Origin of the sequence: Streptomyces venezuelae (genome assembly GCF_008642315.1) — a bacterium.
Taxonomy (GTDB): Bacteria; Actinomycetota; Actinomycetes; order Streptomycetales; family Streptomycetaceae; genus Streptomyces; species Streptomyces venezuelae_D.
Genome location: NZ_CP029192.1, coordinates 7,918,476 through 7,942,834, shown reverse-complemented (window position 1 = coordinate 7,942,834; position 24,359 = coordinate 7,918,476). Strand labels below are relative to the sequence as shown.

Sequence of the window (24,359 nt, the reverse complement as noted above, 5' to 3'; positions counted from 1 at the left end):
TATGCGGCCTGTACCGCCTGCACGGCCCGTACCGCCCGTATGGCGACAGCCCTCACCCCAACGGCCTCTGCGACCGTCGCGACCCGAGGACCGATGACTCCCCCGCGGACCGATGATTCCCCCGCGGTCCGTGCCCGCGTACGCTGCATCCATCCGATGACCCACTAGGAGGAACCCGCGATGCGTGTCGCTCTGTTCCTGACCTGCGTCAACGACACGCTGTATCCGGAGACGGGTCGGGCAGTGGTGAAATTGCTGACCAGGCTGGGAGTTGACGTCGACTTCCCGATGGCGCAGACCTGTTGCGGGCAGGCGCACTACAACACCGGATACCGACATCAGGCGGAGCCGCTGGCCCGGCATTTCTCCGATGTATTCGGTTCGACCGCGTACGACGCGGTCGTGACGCCGTCGGGGTCGTGCGGCGCCATGGTGCGGGAGCTGTATCCGCGGATGGGTGAACGGGCCCGTGCGGAGGGGCGGGGCGACAGTCTGGCGCGGGAGGTCGCACCGGTGGTCCCGAAGACGTACGAACTCACGGAGTTCCTGGTGGACGTCCTCGGTGTCACCGACGTGGGCGCGTACTACCCGCACACGGTGACGTACCACCCGACCTGTCACGGGTTGCGTGCGCTGGGGCTCGCCGACCGGCCCACCCGGCTCCTGCGGGCGGTGCGGGGGCTGGAGTTGGTCGAGCTGCCCGGTGCCGAGGAGTGCTGCGGTTTCGGCGGCACCTTCGCCGTGAAGAACGCCGACGTCTCGGCGGCCATGGGCGCCGACAAGGTGCGCAACGCCGAGTCGACCGGCGCCGAGGTGCTGTGCGCGGCGGACAACTCCTGCCTGATGCACATCGGCGGCACGATGGCCCGGCTGCGGACGGCCGTGCGCCCCGTGCACATCGCGGAGATCCTGGCGAGCACGGAAGAGGACCCCGCCGAGGCAGAGCACAGGCCGGCCCGGAGGGCCCACACGGGCGGCGCGGAGAAGGGGGCCCTGTCATGAGCGGCGGCACGTTCGTCGGTATGCCCGCGTTCCCGGCGGCCGCGCGGGAGGCGGTCGGCGACACCACGCTGCGGGCCAACCTGCGTCATGCGACCCACACGATCCGCGACAAGCGTGCCCGCGCCGTCGCCGAGCTGTCCGACTGGGACCGGCTGCGCGAGGCGGGCAAGCGCATCAAGGACCACACGCTGCGCCACCTCGACCGCTATCTCGTGCAGCTGGAGGAGTCCATCGAGCGGGCGGGCGGCACCGTGCACTGGGCCGCCGACGCCGAGGAAGCGAACCGCATCGTCGCCGACCTGGTCAGAGCCACCGGCGAGACGGAGGTCGTCAAGGTCAAGTCGATGGCCACGCAGGAGATCGGCCTCAACGAAGCCCTGGAGGCGGAGGGCATCCGCGCCTACGAGACCGACCTCGCCGAACTCATCGTGCAGCTCGGCCGCGACCGCCCCTCGCACATCCTGGTGCCCGCCATCCACCGCAACCGCGGCGAGATCCGCGACATCTTCCGCAAGGAGATGGCCGACTGGGGCCGTCCGGCGCCGGACGGTCTCACCGACACCCCGGCCGAGCTGGCCGAGGCGGCGCGGCTGCATCTGCGGGAGAAGTTCCTGCGCGCCAAGGTGGGGATCTCCGGGGCGAACTTCATGGTCGCCGAGACCGGCACGCTGGTCGTCGTCGAGTCGGAGGGCAACGGCCGCATGTGCCTCACGCTTCCCGAGACGCTGATCTCCGTCGTCGGCATCGAGAAGGTGGTTCCGGCCTGGCGGGACCTGGAGGTGTTCCTGCAGACGCTCCCCCGCTCCTCGACCGCCGAGCGCATGAACCCGTACACGTCGATGTGGACCGGCACGTCCGACCGGGACGGTCCGAGCACCTTCCACCTCGTCCTGCTCGACAACGGCCGCACCGACACCCTCGCCGACGAGGTGGGCCGTCAGGCGCTGCGGTGCATCCGGTGCTCGGCGTGCCTCAACGTCTGCCCGGTGTACGAGAGGGCGGGCGGACACGCGTACGGCTCGGTGTACCCGGGGCCGATCGGCGCGATCCTCAGCCCTCAGCTGCGGGGCACCGGGAGCGAGATCGACGCCTCGCTGCCGTACGCGTCCTCGCTCTGCGGCGCCTGCTACGAGGTCTGCCCGGTGGCGATCGACATTCCCGAGGTCCTCGTGCACCTGCGGGAGCGAGTGGTGCAGGGCGGCGAGGCGACGCGGGGCGGCAACAGGGTGACGCTGAAACCCGCGAAGGGGCATGCGGCGGAGAGGGCGGCGATGCGGGCCGCGGGGCTGGCGTTCGCCCGACCGGGTGCGCTCCGTGCGGGGCAGCGTCTGGCGTCGCGGACCCGGCGGCTCCATCCGCGCACGCTCCCCGGCCCCGGCAGGGCCTGGAGCGCGACCCGGGATCTGCCGGAGGTGCCGGTGGAGCCGTTCCGGGACTGGTGGCAGCGCACGCGGGGCGGCGGCGGCCGTACGACGGAAAGCAACGGGCAGTGAGCGGGGTGCGTGGTGTGAGCGCGAGAGACCGGGTTCTGGGCCGGGTGCGGCGGGCACTCGCCGACGTGCCTGCCGACAGCGTGCCGGTCGACGACGTCGCGTACGAGAAGGCGGTGGACCGCGGGTACGCGCGCGAGCACGGCGTGCGGACCGTCGAGGAGACCGTGGACCTGCTCGCGGAGAACCTCGCCGACTACCGTGCGATCGTGCACCGCTGCACGGAGGACGAGGTGTCGGACCTGCTGATGCGCCTGTACGCGGAGCGCGGTTCCGAGACCGTGCTCGTGCCGCCGGAGCTGCCGCCGCACTGGCTGGCGGCGGCCGACCCCGTGCGCGTCCACGACCGTGCCGTGAGCACCCCGCACGAGCTGGACCGGGTCGACAGCGTCATCACGGGGTGCGCCGTCGCCGTCGCCGAGACCGGCACGATCGTGCTCGACGGCTCCCCGGATCAGGGCCGGCGCCGCATCACCCTGGTGCCGGACCACCACGTCTGTGTCGTCCGGGTGCCCGACCAGGTCGTCGCCTCCGTGCCGCAGGCCCTCGAACGGCTCGATCCGGTGCGGCCGCTGACCTGGATCTCGGGGCCCTCCGCGACCAGCGACATCGAGCTCGACCGGGTCGAGGGCGTGCACGGTCCGCGCACCCTGGAGGTGGTGTTGATGAGCGGTGAGTGACGGGCGCGGCTAGCGTGAGGGTCATGATCCGGTTCGAGCAGGTGACCAAGCGCTATCCGGACGGCACGACGGCCGTGGACGACCTCTCCTTCGAGGTCGCCGAGGGCGAACTGGTCACGCTCGTCGGCCCCTCGGGCTGCGGCAAGACCACCACGATGATGATGGTGAACCGGCTCATCGAGCCGACGTCGGGCCGCATCTTCGTGAACGGCGAGAACATCGCCGACGTCGACCCGGTGCGCCTGCGCCGCCGTATCGGCTACGTCATCCAGCAGGTCGGCCTCTTCCCGCACCGCACGATCCTCGACAACACGGCGACCGTCCCCGCCCTCGTCGGCTGGAAGAAGGCGAAGGCACGGGCACGGGCGGCGGAGCTGCTCGACCTGGTGGGCCTGGACCCGATGACGTACGGCTCGCGGTACCCCGAACAGCTCTCCGGCGGGCAGCGTCAGCGCGTCGGAGTGGCCAGGGCGCTCGCCGCCGACCCGCCCGTGCTGCTCATGGACGAGCCGTTCGGCGCCGTCGACCCGGTGGTGCGCGAGCAGTTGCAGGACGAGTTCCTGCGGATGCAGGCCGCGGTCCGCAAGACGGTGCTGCTGGTCACGCACGACATCGAGGAGGCGGTCCGGCTCGGCGACCGCATCGCGGTGTACGGGCAGGGACGCATCGAGCAGTTCGACACGCCGGGGGCGGTGCTCGGGGCGCCCGAGACGCCGTACGTCGCCGAGTTCGTGGGCGCCGACCGCGGGCTGAAGCGGCTCTCCGTCACCGAGATCCAGACCGACGACCTGGAGGAGCCGCCGCTCGCCCGGCTCGACGAGCCCGCGGCGCAGGCCGCGGCCCGGCTGCGCGAGGAGGAGGCGCGGTGGGCCGTCGTGCTCGACACGGACGGCGATCTGCACGGCTGGGTGGGCCTCGACGAGCTGGCGCTGGCCGGGGCCGGCGGCACGGTGGGCGACCTGGCGCACCGCATGAAGTCCTGGGTGCCGGTCGGCGCCCCGCTCAAGCAGGCCTTCGGCGTGATGCTGCAGCACGACGCGGGGTGGGTGGCGGTGCTCGACGGCGCCCGCTTCCTGGGCGTCCTGACCCCGGCCAAACTCCACGAGGCGCTGCGCCGCTCGGTGGACGCGGACGCGCAGGGCGTGGCGCGGGACGAGGTGGAGTTCGACTCGGTGTCCGACGCGTGAGCGCCTGACGGGCGCTACAGCAGACCCTTCCCTTCCAGGTACGTCCGCGCTACGTCCTGCGGAAGCCGTCGCCAGCTGTCGACCTGTTCGTTCATCGACGCCAGGTCCGCCGTCGTCAGGACGGGGTTCAGGCGTCCCAGCGCGGCCGCGACGCCCTTGCTGCCCGCTCGGGAGCGGTTGACCACGGGGACGAGGTAGTCGGCGTTCTGCAGCTTCTTGTCGTCCTTGAGGAGCACCAGGCCGAAGTCGTCGAGGGTCGCGTCCGTGGATGTGGTGAGCACCATCTGGTCCTGGCCGCCCTGGACGGCCTTCTTGGCCTGGGTCGTGCCGACGCCCTTGGGATCGACTCCGGTGATGTCGATGCCGTACACCTTCTTCAGGCCCGGGGCGCAGTAGGGGCGCTGTACGCATTCGTCGCCCGCGGCGAGCCGTACCTGGAGGCCCGACCTGCCGAGGTCGCTGAGGGTCTTGAGCTTGTGCTGCTCGGCGTAGGAGGCGGCGACGGCGAAGGCGTTCTGGTCGACGGCCTTGCCGGGGTCGAGGACGGTGAGGCCGCGTGGGGCGGCGAGGCGGCGCAGGGCCTTCATGGTCGCGTCGAGGTCGGGTGAGCCGACGGGGCGCGCGTCGGCACCGTTCTTCTTGGCGTTGAGCCAGTCGGCGAAGGTCGCGGCGTACTCGGGGACGACGTCGATCTGGCCGGACTCCAGGGCGGGTTCGTACAGCTCGCGGTTGGCGACGGACAGGATGCGCGTGCTGTAGCCCGCTTTGTTCAGCAGCAGGGTGTACATCTGGGCGAGCAGGTCGGACTCGGTGAAGCCCGCGGAGCCGACGACGAGGCTCTTGCTGTCGCCGGGAGGCGCGGTGACCTCGCCCTGGGTCTCCAGTGAGGGACCGGTCGCGCAGCCGCCGAGGAGCAGGAGGACGGTGGCGCCCGCGATCGCCGTGCGCCGTTTCATCCGGTCCTCCCCCGTCCTCGCGCCCACCCGGGTGCGAACCGTTCGGCGACCTCGAAGGCGCCCTCGACGAGCAGGGCGAACGCGGCGACGAGGATGGCGCCGGCCACGACCTGCGGGGTGCTCGCCAGGTTGAAGCCCGCCGTGATGATGCGGCCGAGTCCGCCGCCGCCCGCGAGCGCGGCGATGGTGGCGGTGGCGACGAGCTGCACCGCGGCGATGCGGACGCCGCTGAGCACCAGCGGAAGGGCGAGCGGCAGTTCGACCCGCCACAGCATCTGGCTTCCGGTCATTCCCATGCCGCGGGCCGCCTGGACGACGCTGCGGTCGACGCCGCGCATGCCGACGTACGCGTTGGTGAGCAGGGGCGGTACGGCGAACAGGACGAGCGCGACGACCGTCGGCCCCTCGCCCCACGTGCCGAGCGGGGTGAGGAGCAGCAGGACGAGGACGGCGAAGGTGGGGACGGCGCGGCCGACGTTGGAGATGTTCACGGCGAGCGCGCCGCCCTTGCCGAGGTGGCCGAGGACGAGGGCGACGGGCAGGGCGATGAGGCAGCTGAGCACCAGGCAGACGACGGTGAGGACGAGGTGCTGGGTGAGCCGGTGCCAGATGCCGTCGTCGCCGGCCCAGTGCGCCGAGTCGGTGAGCCAGGACCAGGCGTCGCCGAGTGTCTTCATGGGCGTACCGCTCTCGTCGCTCGTTCCCACGGGGTGAGGACGCGTTGTACGCCGAGCAGCAGGAGGTCGGCGGCGACGGCGATGACGACGCAGAGCACGGAGGCGGTGAGCACCTGTGCTTTGAAGTAGGTGTTCATGCCGGTGTAGATGAGGTTGCCGAGCCCGCCGAAGCCGACGATCGCGCCGATGGTGACGAGGGAGACGGCGGAGACCGTGGCGATGCGCAGTCCGGCCATGGCGGCGGGGAGCGCCAGCGGGAGTTCGACCGTGAGCAGGAGGCGGACGGGGCCGTATCCCATGCCGCGGGCGGCCTGCCGGGTGTCCTCCGGTACGGCGCGCAGCCCGGCGAGGATGTTCCGCACGAGCAGGGTGAGCGAGTAGAGGACGAGGCCCGCGACGACGAGTGAGGCGGAGAGGCCGTACACCGGGAGCAGCAGCGAGAACATCGCGAGCGAGGGGATCGTGTAGAGGACGGTGGTGAGCGCGAGGACCGGCCCGGCGGCCCACCCCCAGCGGCGGGCGAGCACGGCCAGCGGCACCGCGACGACGAGCGCGATCAGGACGGCGAGCGACGTCAGCTGCAGGTGCTGCACGACCGCGTCGAGCAGGATCTGGCGGCGGGTGCTCAGGTACTCACCGCAGATCCACTCGTTGCGCGCGAGGCAGTCGTCGGGAGGCGCTGTCACCCGTTCATTCAAGGCGCAGGTGCGGGGCGACGGCGCGTTCTGGTGACCCGTACGGGTCGGGGTGGCGGCCCTGTCCCGTACGGGTCGCGGCGGGGTCGACCCTGAGATGTCCCCTATCCGACCCTCCGGTCTCGTCATCGGTTCGCTCGAAGTGAGCGAGGACGGAAAGAACATGAAGTACTACGAAGTGGCGCCGTTCTTCTACGTGTTGACGCCACAGCTCGTCCACCGGGCGGTCCCGCCCCTCACGGACACCCGGGAGAAGCCCGCACGGACCCCGGAAGGGGAAACCCCGACAACGCAGACCCCGAAAGAGGCAGCGAAGTGAATGGACAACTGGTGACGCTCGCCGCGCGGTACGCCCAGCTGCTCGAGGACAACGTCGAGCTGCACCGGCGCTCGCTCGAGGAGATGCGGCAGACCCGCGAGGAGCTGGCGCAGACCCGGCACACGGTCGGCTCGATGGAGAAGATGATGCGCGAGATCGAATAGCCCGCGGCTCTCGCGGTCCTCGCGGGGCTGCCGCTGGTGACGATGGCTCAGCTGGGCGCACTCGTCGGCGTGGGCGTCCTCCTGGACCGCTGTGAGCCGCCGCGTCGGTCAGTGGCTCCCCGCCTGCGCCCGCAGCGCGTCCACCGCGATGCGGGCCGCCGTGCCGATGACCGCGTCGGCCGTGGGGAGGATGGCCGCGGTGCCCGCGGCGCGGGTGAAGACGGCGACGGCGTAGCGGCCGCCGTCGGGGTATTCGACGACTCCCACCTCGTTGCGCAGCGTGGGGAGGCTGCCGGTCTTGCCCGCGACGTGGACGTCGTCGAAGGGGAAGCCCGACGCCATCCGGTGCGGCCAGACCTGGAGGCCGAGGAGACGGCGCAGCGCGGGACCGTGCTCGGGCGCGCACGCCTCGTCCCGCCAGACGGCGGCGAGGAGGCGGGTCATGTCGCGCGGCGTGCTGCGGTTGCTGCGGGCCGGGTCGAGCGCCCGCAGCCGTGCGATGACATGGGGGTCGGTGAGCGCCTGCGCGCCGCCGGGCCCCGCGTCCTCCTTCATCGTGGCGAGGAGTTCGCCGAAGGTGTGCGCCGCGTGCGTGCGGTCGAGGCCGAGCGCGGCGGTGGTGGCGTTGACGGCGTCCAGGCCGACGCGTGCGAGGAGGAGGTCGGCCGCGGTGTTGTCGCTCACGGCCATCATCAGGAAGGCGATGTCGCGCAGGGACATCCGGACGGGGTCGAGCATGGCGGAGATCCCCGTGGGACCGGGCGTGCGCAGGTCCGCGGGGCACTCGACCTGTTCGGTGAGGTCCAGCTCCCCGGCCGCGGCCCGCTGGTGGAGCGTGACGAGCAGGCAGAGCTTGTGCACGCTCGCGGTGACGACCGGCTGGTCGGCGCCGAAGTCGACCTCCGCCCCGGAGTCGATGTCGACGGCGTGCAGACGGCCCGTGACGCCGGCTTCGGCGAAGGCGTCGCGCAGGAGGCCCTGGGTGGTGCTCACAGGTAGTACTCCGCTGCCGGGCGCAGGTGGACGGGGCGCGAGGGCAGGTCGGTGGTCACCGCGGCAGTTTTCCACATGGCGTGCGTGGTGGCCTCGGCGAAGGCGGTGACGGCGGCGTCGCTGCGCCCCTGCGGCCACGCCACCGAGCTCCGCAGGGCCAGGGGCGCGCCGGCCAGCGGGCGCCACACGATCTCGGGGTCGTCGACGGGGGCATCGACGGCTCCGTCGGCGGAGCGTGCCTCGCGCGGCCGGAAGGCCACGGAGTCGGCGGAGCGGATGAGCCCGCGGATGAAGCTGGGACCTTGGCCGTGCCGGATGGCGGCGGGCGTGTAGCCGTTGCGGGCGCAGGTGGTGAGCAGGTCGTCGTGGAGGGCGGGGGCGTTGGCGCGCGGGAAGAGGATCAGGTCGTGGTCGGCGAGGGCACTGAGCGGTACCTCGCCGAGGGCGGCCGCGGGGGCGTCGCGCGGCAGCAGTACGCCCAGTTCACGCCGGAGGACGGGGCCGAGGCCGAGGCCCGTGACGTCACAGGGGTGGTGGATGAGCCCGACGTCCAGGTCGTGCGAGGCGAACCGGGCGAGCTGTTCCGAGGTGGGCAGTTCGTGCAGTTCCAGTTCGACGTCCGCGTGCCGCCGTCGGAAGTCCGCCAGGATCTCGGCGACGGTCTCGCCCGCGATGTCGGGCGGCAGCGCGGCCCGCAGCAGTCCGGCGTCGCCGTCGCGGATGCGGCGGCTGGTGGCCATCAGGGCTTCGGCGCGGGCCAGCAGCTCGCGGGCCTCGTCGAGGAGGAGCACCCCGCCCTTGGTGATCGTCACCTGCCGGCTGTTGCGCTCGAAGAGCCGGACCCCGAGCTCACGCTCCAGCCGCTGGATGCGCTGCGACAGTGGCGGCTGCGCCGTGCCGAGACGGGCGGCGGCACGGCCGAAGTGTGACTCTTCTGCAACAGCCACGAAGCACCGGAGATGCAGTATCAGGTCCACGAGCAGCAACGATATCCGAGATTGATCGGTACGCACTCCATATCCATCTTGGACACATCGGCCGCGCGGCTGCTCTCCTCGGCTCATGAACAGGACAATGCGGCACATAGCCGTCTTCTGCGGGGTCCTCGTACTGTCCTTGCTGGTACGGGCCACGTGGGTGCAGTTCGCCCGGGGCGACAGCCTCGCCGAGCACAAGAAGAACCGGCGGGTGCAGATCGACACGTTCAGCAAGCCGCGCGGGGACATCGTCGTCGGCGGGAAGCCGATCACCGGATCCGTGGCGACGCCGGGTTCGGACCTCAAGTACAAGCGCACCTTCAAGGAAGGTCCGATGTACGCGCCGGTCACCGGCTACTTCTCGCAGGCGCAGGGCGCCACGTTCCTCGAGGGCGTCGAGAACGACCTCCTGAGCGGCAAGGACCGCAGGCTCCTCGGCAGCCCTCTGGATGTTCTGACCAGGCAGAAGCCGCGGCCCGGCGATGTCGTCACCACCATCGACCCCAAGGCGCAGAAGGCGGCCTACAAGGGGCTGACGGATCTGGACGCGAAGGGCGCGGTGGTCGCCGTCGACCCGCGCTCCGGCAAGATCCTCGCGATGGCGAGCACCCCGTCGTACGACCCCTCGGTGTTCGCCGGCATCTCCGGCAAGGAGAGCGAGGCGTTCAAGGAGCTCGACCGGCGCAAGGACAAGCCGCTGAACAACCGGGCGACGCGCGAGACGTACCCGCCCGGCTCGACCTTCAAGATCCTCACCGCGGCCGCCGCCCTGGAGCACGGCACGGTGGCCGACATCGACGCCCCGTCCGGCGCCCGGGCCCCCTACCGGCTGCCGCTCAGCAGCACGGAGATCGGCAACGTCGTACCCGACTCGATGTGCGACAAGGTGTCGATGAAGACCGCGATGCAGTGGTCGTGCAACAACGTCTTCCTGGACGCGGCGCTGAAGACCGGCAAGGACAAGATGCGGGAGACCGCGGAGAAGTTCGGGTTCAACAAGGAGCAGTTCACGCCCGTACGGTCGGCGGCGAGCACCTATCCGAAGGAACTGGACAAGCCGCAGACCGCGCTGACCGGCATGGGCCAGGGCAGCGTGACCAGTACGCCCCTGCAGATGGCCATGACCGTCGCGGGGCTCGCCAACGACGGCAAGGTGATGAAGCCGTACATGGTGGACGAGTTGCGCGGCCCCGACCTGTCGGTGATCGAGAAGGCCGAGCCCGAGGTGCTCGACCGTGCCGTCTCCGTGGACACGGCGAAGAAGGTGCAGGCCATGATGGAGCACACGGTGACGGACGGCACGGCGGACAAGGTGCGCATGCAGGGCGTCACCGTGGGCGGCAAGCCGGGCACCGCGCAGCACGGTGCGGATGTGCGCGACGAGCGCCCGTACGCGTGGTTCGTCTCGTACGCCAAGCAGTCGGACAGCACGTCACCGGTGGCGGTCGCGGTGCTCGTCGACCCCGAGGACATGGACATCTCCCGCTCCGAGATCGCGGGCGGCCGGCTGGGGGCGCCGATAGCGAAAGCGGTCATGGAGGCGGTGCTCAAGCGCTAGCCGGTACGTCAACTCCCTTCCGCCCACGGCTGGTTCATGGCCGATGCGGGACCGCAGGCGTGTCACCCCGGGTGACAGCCGCGAGCTGACACACCATGATGGGTGGGTCATGGAGACTTCGGGACCGACGCTTCGCTCCCGGCGGCGCCACGGTCACAGGACCGTCGCGCCGCCGGGAGCGGTGGCGTGGCCGGCCCCCGCACGCCCGGCGTCGCGGTCCGCCACCCGCTCGCTGACGGGCACCCTCTTCGCCGTCGCCGCGTACCACCTCGTGCTCGGACCCGTGCCCGTGTGGGACGCGCGGACGGTCGCCGCCGCGGTCCTGTTCCACGCAGCGCTGTCGCTCCGCCACGCCCCGCCGCAGGACGAGGCCCGCCGCACCCGGTGGGCCTCGGTCCGTGAGCGGTGGAGCCCCGGCACCCGCACCCCCGCGCCGACCACCGCGCCCCGCCCACTCGGCGGCGGCTCCCTCACCCGGACCCTGCGCCTCCTGTGGGCGTTCCTGGCACGGCTGCTGCGCCCGTTCCGCACACCGCGGGACCTCGCACCACCGCCCCCGACGGCAACGCACCGTCCGGCGCGTCCGGCCCACGCACTCTCCCTCCCCCTCCTCCTCGCGGACGCACTGGTTCGGCGGGGCCCTCCGGCCCGCCCGCCGCTCACCGTCTGACCCGGCCCCCGGCGCGTGCACCGCGCGGGCCGACGCGGACGGGAGCGGCTCCGGCCCGCCGATCCGCACGTTCCGCTGGGAGGGACCCCCATGTCCAAGACCGTCGTCGTCATAGGCGCCGGCCCGTACGGCCTGTCCGCCGCCGCACACCTCAGGGCACGCGGCATGCCCGTACGGATCTTCGGCGCCCCCGTGGCGAGCTGGGCCCGGCGCATGCCCTCGGGCATGCTCCTGCGGACGCCGCCCGCGGCCACCGAACTGGCGACCCCGCGCGAGGGGTTCACGCTCCACGACTACTGCCGCGACGCGGGAGAGCGCAGGCTCGACGACCACGACCAGGTGCCCGTCGGGCTCTTCCTGCGGTACGGGAAGTGGTTCCGGGAGCGGCTCGTGCCCCGCGTCGAGGACGAGCGGGTGGCCGCGGTCGACCGGGGCGCGGACGGCTTCCGCGTGAAGCTTTCGTCGGGCGAGGTGCTCAGGGCGGGGGCCGTCGTCGTGGCCACCGGGCTCACGGGGTTCGCGCATCTGCCCGCGCCCCTCGCGGCGGCGGCGTCCGGCGGGCCCGCGGCGCTCGGCCTGATCTCGCACAGCTCCCAGCAGACCGACCCGAGCAGCTTCGCGGGGCGCAGCGTCACCGTCGTGGGAGCCGGCCAGTCCGCGGTGGAGAGTGCCGCTCTGCTCCATGAGGCGGGCGCGGACGTGCGGGTGGTGGCGCGCGGTCCGCGGGTCCGGTTCGACGCGCCGCCGTCGGGGCCGCAGTGGCGTCCCGACACGCCGGCGGGCCGGTCCTGGACCATGTACGGCCTCACGCGCCAGCCCGCCGCGTTCCGACGGCTGCCCGCGGCCGCCCGGCTCCGGTTCGCCGAGCGCGCGTTGCGGCCGGGCGGGGCGTGGTGGCTCAGGGAGCGGTTCGAGGGCAGGGTGCCCGTCCTCGCGGGGCGGGAGATCACGGGCGCCGAGGCGTACGGCGGCGGGATCGCCCTGCGGACGACGACGCCCGACGGACGTGTCCAGACCGTCGAGTCCGAGCACGTCCTCGCCGCGACGGGGTACCGCGTGCAGCTGGAGTCCCTGGAATTCCTCTCCCCCGAGCTCCGCGCGGACCTGATGCGCGTCGGCGGATTCCCCGTACTGGACAAGGGATTCTCCTCCAGCGTGCCGGGCCTGTACTTCACCGGGCCGTCCGCGGTGGCGACGTACGGCCCCGCGATGCGGCTGGTCAGCGGAACGCGGTTCGCGGGGCCTCGGCTCACGAAGTCCGTGGCGGCGTGCTGCGACGAGTGAGCGCGCGCCGCCGGGGAGCCCGGAGCCCTCGCACACTCACCTCGACACCAGCAGGGCGACCAGCCGCTCGGCCTGTTCGCGCGGGTCGGGCGCGCCGGGCCAGCCGCCGGTCATCAGGAGGTGGTGGACGGTTCCGACGAGGGCGAGCGCCGCCGTGGCGGTGTCGGTGCCGTCCGCGACGCGGCCGAGCCGCCGTTCCGCGTCGAGGTAGGCGGTGAGCTCGCCCTGGATCGCGCAGAAGCCGGGGGACCCCTCCGCCAGGGCGTCGCGGATCCGCTGGGAGGTGGCGTTGCTCGTCAGGGCCAGGCCGACGACCCTCGGGTCGAGGGAGTCGAGGAGCCCGAGCGCCACGTCGGTCAGGTTCGCCGCGACGGTGTCCTGACCCGCACGGGCGGGGAGTTCCCGGGCGCGGGCCGCGGTGCGCCCGAACCGGTCGAGCACGAGCTCGGCGACGAAGGCGTCCACGCCCCCGAAGTGCGTGTGCAGTATGCCTTTGGCGCAACCCGCCTCGGCCGTGACGGACCGGCTGGTGAGTGCGGCGGCGCCCTCGCGGGCGACGATCCGTTCCGCGGCGGCGAACAGCCGCTCGCGAAGATCGGGGATCGCGACTCCGCGCGGTGACATGACTTCCTCCTCGGCATCGGCGACACGGGAACAACTCGGCGCCCGCATCGCCCCGTTGCAGGTATGGGCGATCGCCCATACCCTTTGGGCGAGCGCCCATTCTATCGGTGCGCCCACATCGCCATGCGTCAGGGGGACGGAGTGCAGGAAGTGCGGAACATCATCAACACCGAGCAGGCACAGGCGTGGAACGGTTACGAGGGGGAGCACTGGGCCCGCAACCGGGACCGCTGGGACGCGGTGAACGCGGGTTTCAACACCCCGCTCCTGGACGCCGCTTCGATCGGCAGGCACGACCGGGTCCTGGACATCGGCTGCGGCGCCGGACAGACGACCAGGCTGGCCGCCCGCCGCGCGCACGACGGCCACGCGCTGGGACTCGACCTGTCGGCGCCGATGCTGGCGGGGGCGCGCCGTGCGGCCCGCCAGGAGGGCCTGGACAACGTCTCCTTCACGCAGGGCGACGCCCAGGCCCACCCCTTCACCCCTGCCGCGTACGACGCCGCGATCAGCCGCTACGGCGTCCTGTTCTTCGCCGACCCCGTCGCCGGTTTCGGCAACATCGCCCGCGCGCTGCGCCCCGGCGGCCGCGCGGCGTTCGTCTGCGGCGCGCACCCCGAGGACAACGAGTGGCTCCAGGCCTTCACCGCACTGGACGACCTGCTCCCCCTCGGCGGCTTCGGCGCACCCGGCGGCCCCGGCATGTTCTCCCTCGCGGACGCCGACGGGACCTGTGAGGTGCTGTCGGCCGCGGGGTTCGAGCGCGTCGAGGCGCGGCGCGTGGAGACGTACGGAACATGGGGCGCGGGCGCCGCCGACGCGGCCGTCTTCCTCCTCGACTCGGGCCCCGGCCGCCACCTGACGAGCCAGGTCACCCCCGAGACCCGCACCGAGGCCCACACCCGCCTGACGGAAACTCTGCGCCCGCACGAGACGGCCGGAGCACTGCGACTGCGCAGCGTGGCGCTCTTGGTGACGGCGGTGAGGGGGCGCGGGGAACCGCGCGGGTAGGGCCCACCGCCGGCCAGACGCCCAACAAGCCCCCGCGGCAGGGCCATGGGCGGCTTCCAGGAGCGCCGGGACGATCGCTACGATGCGCTTCGATGAGACAGTCGCAGTGGACCCGCGCCGCCCGGCACACTTGGTGCCGCTTCGCGTCGGCCGCTGCGCTCGTCTCCCTCGTCACCACGTTGTTCATGTGCCTCGGCCCCGTCGCGCCCGACGGAGGCCACGAGGGTACGGGCCACGCCACCGCCGTCACCCAGGCGCTGCCGTCCGACTGTTCCGACGGCTCCCCCGATCACCGGGCGACAGCCGTCGAGGTCCCCGACTGTCCGGACGACGAACACTGCTGCGCGCCCTCCGCCCACGGCGTCCGCGCGACGCCCGCCCCGGCCGGGCCGACGTTCTCGGACCACCACCGGCACGTGCCGTACGCCCCGGCGCTGTCGGCGCCCGGCCTCACGCCCGAGCAGCCGTCGAGCCGCGGCTCTCCCGATCTCCACATGCTCCAGGTGCAGCGGACCTAGGCGGATCCCGGCAGGGCGGCCCGCGGATGCGGCCTGCCCCGCCGACCCGGCATCCACCGATCCAGAATCCGCCACCACCGCCGCGCCTCCGTGCGGCGGGGACAGGGAACCCCCATGGCCAAGGCCGCCAAGTCCTCCGGCACGTCGAACAAGCCGAGCAAGAAAGCCGTCGCCGCCGAGCGCAGAGCCCGGGTCGAGGCGATGCAGCGCGCCGAGCAGGCGCGCGAGCGGCGGAACCGCATCATCACCGTCTCGGTGAGCACGGTGATCGTGGCCGCGCTGATCGGTTTCGGCGCGTACGCCGTCGACCGCGCCGACGACAAGGAGGAGCAGAACGCCGCCGCCGCGAAGAAGCCCGTGCGGGGCGAGAAGACGTGGGACGCGAAGAAGTTGGGCCGCAACCACGTCGAGAAGGCCGTCGACTACCCGATGACTCCGCCGGTCGGCGGTGACCACAGCCAGGCCTGGATGACCTGCGAGGCCAAGGTCTACAAGAAGCCCATACCGAACGAGAACGCCGTGCACTCCCTGGAACACGGCGCCGTCTGGGTCACGTACAACGACAAGGCCCCCGACGCCGACGTCAAGAAGCTGGGCGACAAAGTCGCCAAGACCTCGTACAGCCTGATGAGCCCCGTCAAGGAGCAGCGGAGCCCCATCATGCTGTCGGCCTGGGGACACCAGCTGACCGTCGACAGTGCCGCCGACCCGCGGATCGGGGAGTTCTTCAGCAAGTACGTGCAGGGCCCGCAGACTCCGGAGCCGGGCGCCGCGTGCGCCGGAGGGATCGACTCCGTGTGATTCGGTCCGGTCGGCGCGCGGTGGAGTCGCCGCGCGCCGACCGGACCGGGGACGCGCTCGGGTCAGACCCGCACCGGCCGGTCATCCGGCGACGACACGGGAGTCAGCCGTCCGGCGCGGTGCAGCCCGTACAGCGCGCCCGAACAGCCGAGGCCGAGAAGGAGCAGCGCGAGCCACGGCAGCGCCGACATCCCGGCCTCGCGGGCCGCGTCCAGGGCAACACCGGTCAGCAGGTTGCCGATCGTGATGCCGACGCCGCAGATGGTGTTGTAGAGGCCGTAGTGCGTGGCGACCAGCCGGTCCCCCGCAAGCCGGACGATCGTGTCCATCTCGAAGGGGTACGCGATCATCGTGCCCAGCGCGAGCAGCAGCGCGGCGAGCGTCGGCGGGACGGCGGCGAGCAGCCACCGCCCGGCTCCCCCGCCCGGCACCGGCAGGGCCGTCGCCGCGAGGAGCGGCAGGAAGGCGGCCCCCATGCACAACAGGCCCCGGGCCAGGGCCCGTCCGGGCGCCAGCCGCTCCTTGCACCAGGCGGTCACCCGAGTCTGCCCGAGGATGGTCGCGAGACCGGACGCCGCGAAGAGCAGCGCGACGGCGACGGTGCCGAAGTCGCCGTCGCCGCCGAGGCGTCGGACCTCCAGGGGCAGCGCCAGATAGACCTGGAAGGTCAGGACGTACGAGCCGATCATCGCCGTCGAGAAGAGCAGGAAGGCACGATTGCGGACGACGCTCCGCCACTGCGCGAGAACGCCCTCACCGGCACCGGAGCTCTCCCTCTCCCTCGCGTCGTTGCCCCCGCGTGCGGGCAACGCGCGGACCTGCACGACGCTCAGCAGCGCGAAGATCACCGCCGAGACGAGGCAGGTGACCCTGAAGTCGACGCCCGTGAGCAGCATCCCCACGAGCGGTCCCAACAGGATGCCCGCCTGGTAGAAGACGTTGAACAGCGCGAAGGCCTCGACGCGGCGCTCCCCCGCGTCGGCGGCGAGATAGGCCCGTACCGCGGGGTTGAACAGCGCTCCCGCGAGCCCGGTGGCCGCGGAGGCGACCAGCAGCGCGGGCACCGAGTCGACAAGGCCGAGCGTGGCGAATCCGACGGTACGCAGGACGCATCCCGCGACGATCAACGGCTTGTAGCCGAACCGGTCGGCGAGCGTGCCGCCGACGAGGAACATGCCCTGCTGGCTGAAGTTGCGCACGCCGAGGACGAGTCCGACGAGCCACCCGGCGAGGCCGAGGGTGCCGGAGAGGTGCTGGGCGAGGTACGGCATCAGCATGTAGAAGCCGAGGTTGATGGTGAACTGGTTGGCCAGGAGCAGCTGGACGCTCCGGTCGTAGGACCGGACCTGCGCGAGCGTCGTCGTCTTCATCGCGCCTCGCCTTCGGGGAGCGGTGAACGGAGTCCGCGGGGCGCGGTGTCGTCGTGCAAGGGGTCCCGGACGGTGGCGCATCGGGTCCAGCGGCTGACCTCCTTCTCGTCGGGGCTGTCGAGGGTGTCGGGATCGGCGGCCGGAGGCCCTTCGAGAAGCCCGTGCCGGGCGCAGTACGTGTCGTCGTACACGGTCTCCAGGTAGCGCTGCGGCCCGTCGGGGAAGACCGCGACGATGCGGGCGTCGCGCGGCAGCGTCCGGGCGAGCCAGCCGGCCACGAGCGCCACCGCGCCGACGCTCCATCCGCCGGTCGCGTAGTGCGAGGTCGCCAACTGCCTGCAGGCCCAGACGGATTCGGCGGGCGACACCCAGTGGACCTCGCTGAAATTCCCGTAGGCGACGTTGCGCGGGTAGATGCTCGATCCCAGGCCGCGCATGAGCCGGGGACGGGCGGGCTGGCCGAAGATGGTCGAGCCGACGGTGTCCACGCCGACCAGGCGCAGCCCGGGGTAGAGCTGGCGCAGGACACGGGAGATGCCGGCCGAGTGGCCGCCGGTGCCGACGCTGCACACCAGGACGTCGATGTGGCCCACCTGTGCGGCGAGTTCCAGGGCGAGCGGGGTGTAGGCGGCGACGTTGTCGGGGTTGCCGTACTGGTCGGGGCACCAGGAGCCGGGGTGCTCGGCGAGTAGTTCGGCGACACGGTCGCGGCGGGCCTGCTGCCAGCCTCCGGCCGGGTCCGGCTCGGGCACCGTGTCGACGGTCGCGCCGTGGGCGGCGAGCAGCCGCGTCATGGACGGTTCCAGGCCCGGGTCGGTGACCAGCGTGACGGGGTGCCCGTGGACCGTACCGGCCAGCGCGAGACCCAGCCCGAGGGTGCCGCTGGTCGACTCGACGATGCGGCAGCCGGGTCGCAACTCGCTTCGCGCGCGGGCGCGTTCGACCATGTGCAGGCCCGGGCGGTCCTTGATGCCGCCGGGGTTGAAGCCCTCCAGCTTGGCCCAGAAGCCGCGGCCGGGCGGGGTGAGGGGATGGGAGACGCGCAGGACGGGGGTGTTTCCGACGAGGCCGGGGAGGGTGGATCCGGCGGGGACGAGGTGGTGGGCGGGGTGTTCGGGGCGGGCGTGGTCGGTGGGGTGGTCGGAGCGGGCGGGGTCGACGGGATGGGAGGAGACGTCGGGGTGGGCGGAGGCGTCGGGGTGAGCTGTTTCGTGCGCGATCGGAGAATGCATCTCTTCGCTTCTTCTTCGCTGTCGTTGGGGGGTGGACGCGTACGGGGATCGCGCGATCCCCTATATGCGCCACCTGCACAGCGAGTTGAGGGCGGCCCGACCGCCACCGCCGCCCCGCGCGGATCCCGGCGGCCGTGACGCCGAGGCATGCTGCGCACCCGGGGCCGGGGCGGCGGGGCTTACGAGTGCGTAGAGCCGGACGGACGACTGCGCCCCGGACCCGGGTCCGGGGCCGCCCGGCCCGGGGTCCGCACCGAGCTCGTGGCAGTGACCGGACGAGGAAGGCGCGTCGGGGCTCGGGGTCCCGAGGTGATCACCGCCCTCCGCTCCCGCGACGGCCACGTGGAGCCCCGACGGCGCGTACGGCCCGTCCGGACCCGGCTCCGGACCCTGGTGATGCCCGGCGGAACACACGAGCAGAACGGCGAGCAGCAGGACGTACAACAGATTGCGGACATACAGCCGAGGCAGCACAGACCCTCCGCGCGACAGCTGCCCGACCGGGGGCGCATACGTGCACACGTACACGTACCGCCGGCACCTGCGGCCGGGACGAGGACAGACCGGTGGCGGGAACCGGCCGGTCTAGACGCGAAGGATCGTCGAGTCCGCCGCGTGCGCTATCGGAACGACGAAGTCGCGCCCCGCGACGCGTCGAGCCCCACTCGGAGGCGCGGGCGCGTCACCCCGCCAGGTGGAGTCCAGCGGCGAGGGGCAGGGGGAATCGACGCCGGGCTCCTGCGGAGGCTGCCCCAAAGCGCACTCCTCGACGGTGTGCGCCTGAGGGTGGTCGTGCCGCTGCTTCCCCGGCGCCTCGGCGACTACGGAGGAGCCACGCCCCGCCACGCTCCCCGCAACGGCGACGGACCCCGCCACGACCACCGCACGGCCGTCGCCCCCGAGGTGACGGCTCGTCGTCTCGGGGCTGGCGGCATGCGTGAACAACAGTCCGAACAGAACGAGCCCCAGCCCCACGACCCGCCACAGAGCCGCCACCAAGCGGCTCCGAGGCGTACCGGAGTGGGACCAGGCCGTCATCACACGGTGATCTTAGCGGCAGGCCTCCCTCGACAGTCGCCGTCGGAGCGGGTTGGCCGGGAACCGTCCTGTGCGCGGTGCGTGGCGCGCTGTCCGTGGTGCTTTCGGTGGCACTTTCCGCGGTGCTTTACGTGGTGCTTTACGTGGTCAGCACGGAAGCGGTCCGTGCCTGTGACGGGCGAGGCTGTGATCACAGCGAGTGGCCCCCCGCCCCTACAGGCGGCCGGGTCTCGAACCGAACACCGCAGGGGTGGAAGATGAGCACCGTAGACGTTCACGAGGGGTTCTCGGCCGAGGAGCGGGCCGCGATGAAGGACCACGCCAAGGAGTTGAAGGCGGCGGCCCGTCGCGGCACGCGTGCGGACAAGGCGGCGGAGGCCGAGCGGGACGTTCTCGCGAAGATCGCCGAGATGGAGGACTCCGACCGGATCATGGCGGAGCGGGTCCACACCGTCGTCACGGCGCACGCCCCGGCCCTCGCGCCGAAGCTCTGGTACGGGATGCCCGCCTACGCGCTCGACGGGAAGGTCGTCTGCTTCTTCCAGAGCGCGGCCAAGTTCAAGGCCCGCTACGCGACCCTCGGATTCAGTGACCTGGCCCGGCTCGACGAGGGGGCGATGTGGGCGGCCGGCTTCGCGCTGACCGAGGTGACCCCGGAGGTGGAGGAGCGGATCGGTGGGCTGGTCGAGCGGGCGGTGGGCTGAGGGGGCGGCTCTGGAGGGGGCGGCTTCGTGGGTCGGCTGAGGGGGAGGCTGAGCTGGGCCTACCCGGGCAGCTGGCCGTGCTCCCCCTGGCGGTCGATATCGGTACCCGAGTACGTATCGACTACGTATCGACGTCCGCGGTGGCGGGCCCCAGGCCCAGAGCGGACAGTGCCGCTCTCCCCTCAGCCGCATGCGCGCCACCCGCGAGCACCAGCGTCCGCGCCGCCTGGTACGGGCATCCGGCCGCCTCGAACGCGGCCCGGGTCGCGAGCAGCCGCGGCACGTCGTCGTCGAGCAGCGCCTGCGCGCGTTCCACCTGCGCCGCGGCGAGCGCGTTGCCCTCCACGACGCCGCGGGCGGAGTCGATACGGGCCCGGGCCTCCGGATGACCCGCGAGTACCGACGCCTCCGCGCGGAGTGCCACGTACCAGTGCAGCCACACCCAGCACACCCACTTCCACACCGCGTCCGGGGGCGCCGCCACGCTCGCCAGGGCGGCGTCCGGGTCTTCGTGGTGGAGCCGGACCATGGCGTCGAAGACGGCGCCGTAGCCCTTGCGATGCTGTTCGGCGGTGTCGGCCCGCTCCACCACGGCCAGCCAGTCCGCCCGGGCCGCGTGGTCGCCGCGCAGTCCGTGGACCATGGCGACCGACGCGGCCGCCGCCCCGAGTGAGAGCGAGCGTTGATGGCCGCTGCGCTCCCACGCCGTACGGAATCCGGTGGCGTGAGCGAGCACGTCGTCGGCGTGGCCCGCGAACGCCTCGGTGACCAGGAGCCAGGACGTTGCCTGGTGGCCCGCCTCGGCCAACAGGGGATGTCGGGCCAACTGACGCCCCCACAGCCGGGCCTGCGGCAGTTCGCCCACACCCAGCGCGGTGCCGGCCGCCATGGCCAGCGCGTCCATCACTTCGTGCGTCCCCGCCGGGGTCCGCGGCGACTTCACCAGGACGTCGATCCGGCGGCGGGCTGCCGCCGCCGCGCCGAAGGACTCACCGGCCCAGCACCGGGCGCCCGAGAGCGCGTCGAGAGCGGCCGACTCGGCCACCGGATCGCCGGTCAGCCGGGCCAGCGCGACGGCGCGTTCGGCGTACGCGACCGTCTCCCGCGCGGTGTTCTCCACGGCTCCTTGCAGCGCGCCGAAGGCGTCCGCGGTCACCGCGGCCTCGGCCAGCGCGAGGGCGGCCTCGGCTGCCGGGTCGCCCGCGCCGGACAGCTCGTGCGCTCGCGCCAGCACGTCCTTGACCTCCGCCTCGACCGGGATCACCGGGAACGACGTGGAGAAGCGGTAGGCGACGGTGGCGGCCGCCGCCAGGTCGCGGCTCGCCCCGGCGGTGTCGCCGGCCCGGCGAGCGGCTTCGGCGGCGCCCAGGTGCAGGCGGAACATGTCGTCGCCGAGCCGGCGGCACCCGGCCACCCCGGCGGCCTGACGCAGGGCCACGGCTGCCGCCGCGTCACCGGCGAGCTCCGCGGCCTGCTCGAACCGCTCCTGCGACTCGGCGAGGAGGTTGCGGGCGAAGGCAAGCTCGGCCAGCTGCCCGGCGAGAAGACAGGCGTCGGCGCGCTGCTCGGGCCGACCGGGAGCCCAGGCCAACGCGGCCCTGATGTCCTGCGCCACCGCGTCGAAGCGGGCCCGCCCCTCGCCCCCGCCGACGTCCGCGCCCTCCCTCAGGGCCACCGCACGGACCAGGCACCACGCCAGGTGCCGGGACCGGACACCGGCCAGCTCTCCGGCGCGGACGAGCTGCTCCGTGCCGTACTGACGGATGGTCTCCAGCGCCTGGTACCGGGTGCCGGAAGCGGAGGGAACCGCGGTCAGCAGACTGTGCTCGGCGAGCCGGCCGAGCCCGTCGGCGACCGCTGCCGCGACGTCGACCTCGACCCCAACCCCAACCCCAACCCCAACCCCAACCATCGAATCGGCCCCGTGAGCGTGACGCCACCCACCGGAGACGCCGTCGGGGTCCGCCACAACCACGGCCGCCTCCACCGTGAACGGGGCCACGAACACCGATACCCGGCGCAACAGCGCCTGATCCCGCGGTTCGAGCAGCTCATGGCTCCAGTCGAGCACCGCCCTCAGCGACCGGTGCCGGTCGTCGGCACGGGCCCCGCCGGCCAGCATCCGCAACTGGTCGGAGAGACCGGCCGTCAGCCCGTCGAGGCCGAGTGTCGGCCACCGTGCCGCCGCGAGCTCGATCGCGAGCGCCATGCCGTCGAGCCGTTCGCACAGGGCGACGACCCCCTCGCTCACCGACGGCCCCGGGGGCCACCCGACCGCCGCCGCCCGCTCCATGAACAGGCTCACCGCGTCCGACTCGTCGCCTCCGGCCCGTGACAGGGGCGGGACGGAGAAGATCCGCTCGAAGGGCACAAGGAGCCGGGCCCGGCTGGTCGCGAGCACGCGCAGCCGTGGGCAGGCCGGCAACAGCCGTTCCAGGAACGGCGCGACGCCCTCCCGTACGTGCTCGCAGTTGTCCAGGACCAGCAGGGCCTCACGGTCCGCCAGAGCCGTCGTCAGCACCTCGGCGAGGCCGCGCCCGGGCTGCTCGCCCACGTTGACCGCCGCCGCGACCGCGGCGCACACCCGGCCGGGGTCGGTGAGCGGGGCCAGGTCGACGAACCACGCCCCGTCGGCGAAGTCGTCCGCCGCGTCCGCCGCCACCGCGAGCGCGAGCCGCGTCTTGCCCACCCCGCCCGGCCCGACCGCGGTCACCTGCCGGTGCGTCCGCAACACCGTTGCCAGTTCCCCGCGTTCACGTTCGCGGCCGACGAACGTCGTCAGGGGCGTGGGCAGCCCTCCGGCCGCATCCGGCGCGGAGGCCTGCCGCGACGCGGCGGCACGCCGGGCAAGCGCCCGCCGGTCGGGCACGTCCAACTTGCGCAACAGGGACGAGACATGCGACTCGACCGTACGCACCGAGATGACGAGCCGCGCGGCGATCTCCGCGTTGCTGAGGTGCTCCCCGAGCAGAGCGAGCACGTCGGCTTCCCGAGCCGAGACCGCGGAAGCCGAGACCACAGAATTGGACACCCGACCATTATCCGTGACGGTGTACGAGACGCCGCACGACGCCTCACGTCATGCACCACCCCCGGTCGGGACCCTGTCGTCAGACCCCGTCGGCTCGACGCGCGTGAAAGATCCCCCAGCGGAGCAGGCCGCGCCGCGTGATGTCCGCCCACAGCGGCAGATTGGCGAGCAGGCCCTCCACGTACGCGGGGCTGATGACACCGCGCAGTTCACCGCTGCGATGACGCACCTCCTCGTGGAGGCGTGCGTAGTGCGTCGCGAGATCCTCGGTGCGGTCCTCGAAATCGGCTTTCAGACCGAGCGCGGCCAGGCGGTCCCGGTAGTACGACGGCGTCGCCAGGCTCTGGACGCCGAGACGGGACAGCGCGGGCCGCAGATCCCGCGCCGACGCGTCCTCGGCCGCCATGATGTCCGAGAAGACCAGCGCACCACCCGGTCTCAGCACCCGTACGGCCTCGCGCAGCGCGCCCTCCCGGTCCGCCACATGGCACAGGACCTCCAGGGACCAGACCACGTCGAAGCGATGCGCCTCGTAGGGGAGCCGGTTGAGGGAGCCCGAGACGACCTCGATCAGGCCGTCGAGTCCACGCCCCGCATTCGCCGCGCGGTGGCGTCTGTTGTGCTCCTCGCTCAGGTCGAGTGCCATCACCCGGCAGCCGAAGCGCTCCGCGAGGGCGCGGGACGAACCGCCGTACCCCGAGCCGAGGTCGAGCACGGCGGCGTCGGGACCGAGCAGGTCCAGGACCTGATCCGCGACGTGCCGCACCGTGCGGCGCGAGGCGTCCGCGATGGCCTCCCGCTCGTGGGCGTAGAGGCCGATGTGGATGTCCTCACCGCCCCAGACGGCGTCGTAGAAGGCGTCGACGTCGCCCGTCTCGTAGTAGCGGCGGGTCGACGCCTCAAGGTCCGGTGCGCTGCTGTCTTCGCCGGCGGTCTCGGTCACGGCACGTGCATACCCCACATGCCGCCCGTCGACGCACATCGAAGTACCGCCAAGCCCCCGCAATCAGAGCCGCACACCGCGCCTCTCCGCCGCGCCCGCGTCCGAACTGGGTCGGTGAATAGCCGAACGTAGCCGTACGTTCCGCTGCCTGACCGAGGGTGGAGAGGCCGGTGATCCGCGCTTATCAGAGCGTTCGCATTGTCTTCGCAGCATCATCAGCAGTAGCAGCAGCACCAAATTCAAGGTCGCCGATAATCTGTCGCCGCGTCAACGGCACGGGCAGGCACGGACATCCGAACGAAAACCTTGCCCCATGAAACAGAAACCCTTGCCCAAAAGGGCAACCCTTTTGCCCGCCAGGTTCTCCCGGTCCGCCCAAGCAGGAGGTCGGCCCGGTTCTGGTGTGCGGAGCACTGGCGGAACCGGGCCGTCACA

22 protein-coding genes and 1 pseudogene are annotated in these 24,359 nt (G+C 72.5%); 13 read left to right on the top strand and 10 right to left on the bottom strand.

The features are described 5' to 3' along the window. Positions 1-180: 180 nt before the first annotated feature. The 4 genes and pseudogenes from DEJ48_RS35110 to DEJ48_RS35095 all read left to right on the top strand — a co-directional run. A pseudogene (locus tag DEJ48_RS35110) lies at positions 181-936 on the top strand ((Fe-S)-binding protein); the annotation flags it as partial. 62 nt (positions 937-998) lie between these two features. Then, positions 999-2,495, top strand: coding sequence for a LutB/LldF family L-lactate oxidation iron-sulfur protein (locus tag DEJ48_RS35105; RefSeq protein ID WP_150220154.1), 1,497 nt, complete (start codon positions 999-1,001; stop codon positions 2,493-2,495). 14 nt (positions 2,496-2,509) lie between these two features. Continuing rightward, the gene (locus tag DEJ48_RS35100; RefSeq protein ID WP_150220153.1) at positions 2,510-3,172 is read left to right on the top strand and encodes a lactate utilization protein C; all 663 of its coding nucleotides are present in this window, start codon (positions 2,510-2,512) and stop codon (positions 3,170-3,172) included. Positions 3,173-3,195: 23 nt separating this feature from the next. Then, on the top strand, positions 3,196-4,359 hold the full coding sequence (locus DEJ48_RS35095) for a betaine/proline/choline family ABC transporter ATP-binding protein (RefSeq protein ID WP_150220152.1): 1,164 nt from the start codon (positions 3,196-3,198) through the stop codon (positions 4,357-4,359). Between the two features lie 14 nt (positions 4,360-4,373). Here the strand turns inward: DEJ48_RS35095 and DEJ48_RS35090 are convergent, their stop codons facing one another. Genes DEJ48_RS35090 through DEJ48_RS35080 form a run of 3 tightly spaced genes read right to left on the bottom strand, consistent with a single transcriptional unit; the run spans position 4,374 to position 6,678 of the window. Next, the gene (locus tag DEJ48_RS35090) at positions 4,374-5,315 is read right to left on the bottom strand and encodes an ABC transporter substrate-binding protein (RefSeq protein ID WP_150220151.1); all 942 of its coding nucleotides are present in this window, start codon (positions 5,313-5,315) and stop codon (positions 4,374-4,376) included. Then, the gene (locus DEJ48_RS35085) at positions 5,312-5,992 is read right to left on the bottom strand and encodes an ABC transporter permease (RefSeq protein WP_150220150.1); all 681 of its coding nucleotides are present in this window, start codon (positions 5,990-5,992) and stop codon (positions 5,312-5,314) included. Before DEJ48_RS35085 ends, DEJ48_RS35090 begins: the two co-directional genes overlap by 4 nt. Continuing rightward, complete coding sequence (locus DEJ48_RS35080; RefSeq protein WP_150220149.1) at positions 5,989-6,678, bottom strand: ABC transporter permease; 690 nt, start codon at positions 6,676-6,678, stop codon at positions 5,989-5,991. The genes DEJ48_RS35085 and DEJ48_RS35080 overlap by 4 nt, the downstream gene beginning before the upstream one ends. Positions 6,679-6,784: 106 nt before the next feature. On the opposite strand from DEJ48_RS35080, the gene DEJ48_RS35075 reads away from it, so the two are divergent. Together DEJ48_RS35075 and DEJ48_RS39925 are read left to right on the top strand one after the other, a co-directional pair. Further along, positions 6,785-7,006, top strand: coding sequence for a hypothetical protein (locus tag DEJ48_RS35075; RefSeq protein WP_150220148.1), 222 nt, complete (start codon positions 6,785-6,787; stop codon positions 7,004-7,006). Then, positions 7,003-7,170 carry a hypothetical protein gene (locus DEJ48_RS39925; RefSeq protein WP_190538128.1) on the top strand — a complete coding sequence of 56 codons (168 nt, stop codon included), beginning with the start codon at positions 7,003-7,005 and terminating at the stop codon, positions 7,168-7,170. Before DEJ48_RS35075 ends, DEJ48_RS39925 begins: the two co-directional genes overlap by 4 nt. 108 nt (positions 7,171-7,278) lie before the next feature. On the opposite strand, the gene DEJ48_RS35070 is transcribed toward DEJ48_RS39925, so the two are convergent. Further along, positions 7,279-8,163, bottom strand: coding sequence for a serine hydrolase (locus DEJ48_RS35070; RefSeq protein ID WP_150220147.1), 885 nt, complete (start codon positions 8,161-8,163; stop codon positions 7,279-7,281). Continuing rightward, positions 8,160-9,140: a LysR family transcriptional regulator gene (locus DEJ48_RS35065; RefSeq protein WP_223832302.1), complete on the bottom strand. Its 981-nt coding sequence runs from the start codon at positions 9,138-9,140 to the stop codon at positions 8,160-8,162. Before DEJ48_RS35065 ends, DEJ48_RS35070 begins: the two co-directional genes overlap by 4 nt. An 85-nt stretch (positions 9,141-9,225) precedes the next feature. Here DEJ48_RS35065 and DEJ48_RS35060 point away from each other — a divergent pair, with 85 nt between their 5' ends. The 3 genes from DEJ48_RS35060 to DEJ48_RS35050 all read left to right on the top strand — a co-directional run bounded on the left by DEJ48_RS35060 (position 9,226) and on the right by DEJ48_RS35050 (position 12,652). Further along, the gene (locus DEJ48_RS35060) at positions 9,226-10,698 is read left to right on the top strand and encodes a peptidoglycan D,D-transpeptidase FtsI family protein (RefSeq protein ID WP_150220145.1); all 1,473 of its coding nucleotides are present in this window, start codon (positions 9,226-9,228) and stop codon (positions 10,696-10,698) included. Positions 10,699-10,807: 109 nt separating this feature from the next. Then, the gene (locus tag DEJ48_RS35055; RefSeq protein WP_150220144.1) at positions 10,808-11,368 is read left to right on the top strand and encodes a hypothetical protein; all 561 of its coding nucleotides are present in this window, start codon (positions 10,808-10,810) and stop codon (positions 11,366-11,368) included. A gap of 90 nt (positions 11,369-11,458) precedes the next feature. After that, on the top strand, positions 11,459-12,652 hold the full coding sequence (locus tag DEJ48_RS35050; RefSeq protein ID WP_150220143.1) for an FAD-dependent oxidoreductase: 1,194 nt from the start codon (positions 11,459-11,461) through the stop codon (positions 12,650-12,652). 36 nt (positions 12,653-12,688) lie between these two features. Here the strand turns inward: DEJ48_RS35050 and DEJ48_RS35045 are convergent, their stop codons facing one another. Beyond that, a complete protein-coding gene (locus tag DEJ48_RS35045; protein WP_150220142.1) occupies positions 12,689-13,276 on the bottom strand; it encodes a TetR/AcrR family transcriptional regulator in 588 nt (195 codons plus the stop codon). Positions 13,277-13,426: 150 nt separating this feature from the next. On the opposite strand from DEJ48_RS35045, the gene DEJ48_RS35040 reads away from it, so the two are divergent. The 3 genes from DEJ48_RS35040 to DEJ48_RS35030 all read left to right on the top strand — a co-directional run bounded on the left by DEJ48_RS35040 (position 13,427) and on the right by DEJ48_RS35030 (position 15,606). After that, the gene (locus DEJ48_RS35040) at positions 13,427-14,287 is read left to right on the top strand and encodes a class I SAM-dependent methyltransferase (protein ID WP_150220141.1); all 861 of its coding nucleotides are present in this window, start codon (positions 13,427-13,429) and stop codon (positions 14,285-14,287) included. A 92-nt stretch (positions 14,288-14,379) separates the two neighbouring features. After that, a complete protein-coding gene (locus tag DEJ48_RS35035) occupies positions 14,380-14,805 on the top strand; it encodes a hypothetical protein (RefSeq protein ID WP_150220140.1) in 426 nt (141 codons plus the stop codon). A gap of 114 nt (positions 14,806-14,919) precedes the next feature. Further along, positions 14,920-15,606, top strand: coding sequence for a DUF3105 domain-containing protein (locus DEJ48_RS35030; RefSeq protein ID WP_150220139.1), 687 nt, complete (start codon positions 14,920-14,922; stop codon positions 15,604-15,606). A 62-nt stretch (positions 15,607-15,668) separates the two neighbouring features. On the opposite strand, the gene DEJ48_RS35025 is transcribed toward DEJ48_RS35030, so the two are convergent. Beyond that, positions 15,669-16,976 carry an MDR family MFS transporter gene (locus DEJ48_RS35025; protein WP_150220138.1) on the bottom strand — a complete coding sequence of 436 codons (1,308 nt, stop codon included), beginning with the start codon at positions 16,974-16,976 and terminating at the stop codon, positions 15,669-15,671. After that, entirely contained in the window at positions 16,973-18,208 is a 1,236-nt protein-coding gene (locus DEJ48_RS35020) for a PLP-dependent cysteine synthase family protein (protein ID WP_150220137.1), read from the bottom strand. Before DEJ48_RS35020 ends, DEJ48_RS35025 begins: the two co-directional genes overlap by 4 nt. Before the next feature lie 1,295 nt (positions 18,209-19,503). On the opposite strand from DEJ48_RS35020, the gene DEJ48_RS35015 reads away from it, so the two are divergent. Further along, a complete protein-coding gene (locus tag DEJ48_RS35015; protein ID WP_150220136.1) occupies positions 19,504-19,950 on the top strand; it encodes an iron chaperone in 447 nt (148 codons plus the stop codon). Between the two features lie 121 nt (positions 19,951-20,071). On the opposite strand, the gene DEJ48_RS35010 is transcribed toward DEJ48_RS35015, so the two are convergent. Beyond that, complete coding sequence (locus DEJ48_RS35010) at positions 20,072-22,981, bottom strand: ATP-binding protein (protein ID WP_223832301.1); 2,910 nt, start codon at positions 22,979-22,981, stop codon at positions 20,072-20,074. A 79-nt stretch (positions 22,982-23,060) separates the two neighbouring features. Beyond that, positions 23,061-23,924, bottom strand: a complete 864-nt coding sequence (locus tag DEJ48_RS35005; RefSeq protein WP_223832300.1) for an SAM-dependent methyltransferase — start codon at positions 23,922-23,924, stop codon at positions 23,061-23,063. Between the last annotated feature and the right edge of the window lie 435 nt (positions 23,925-24,359).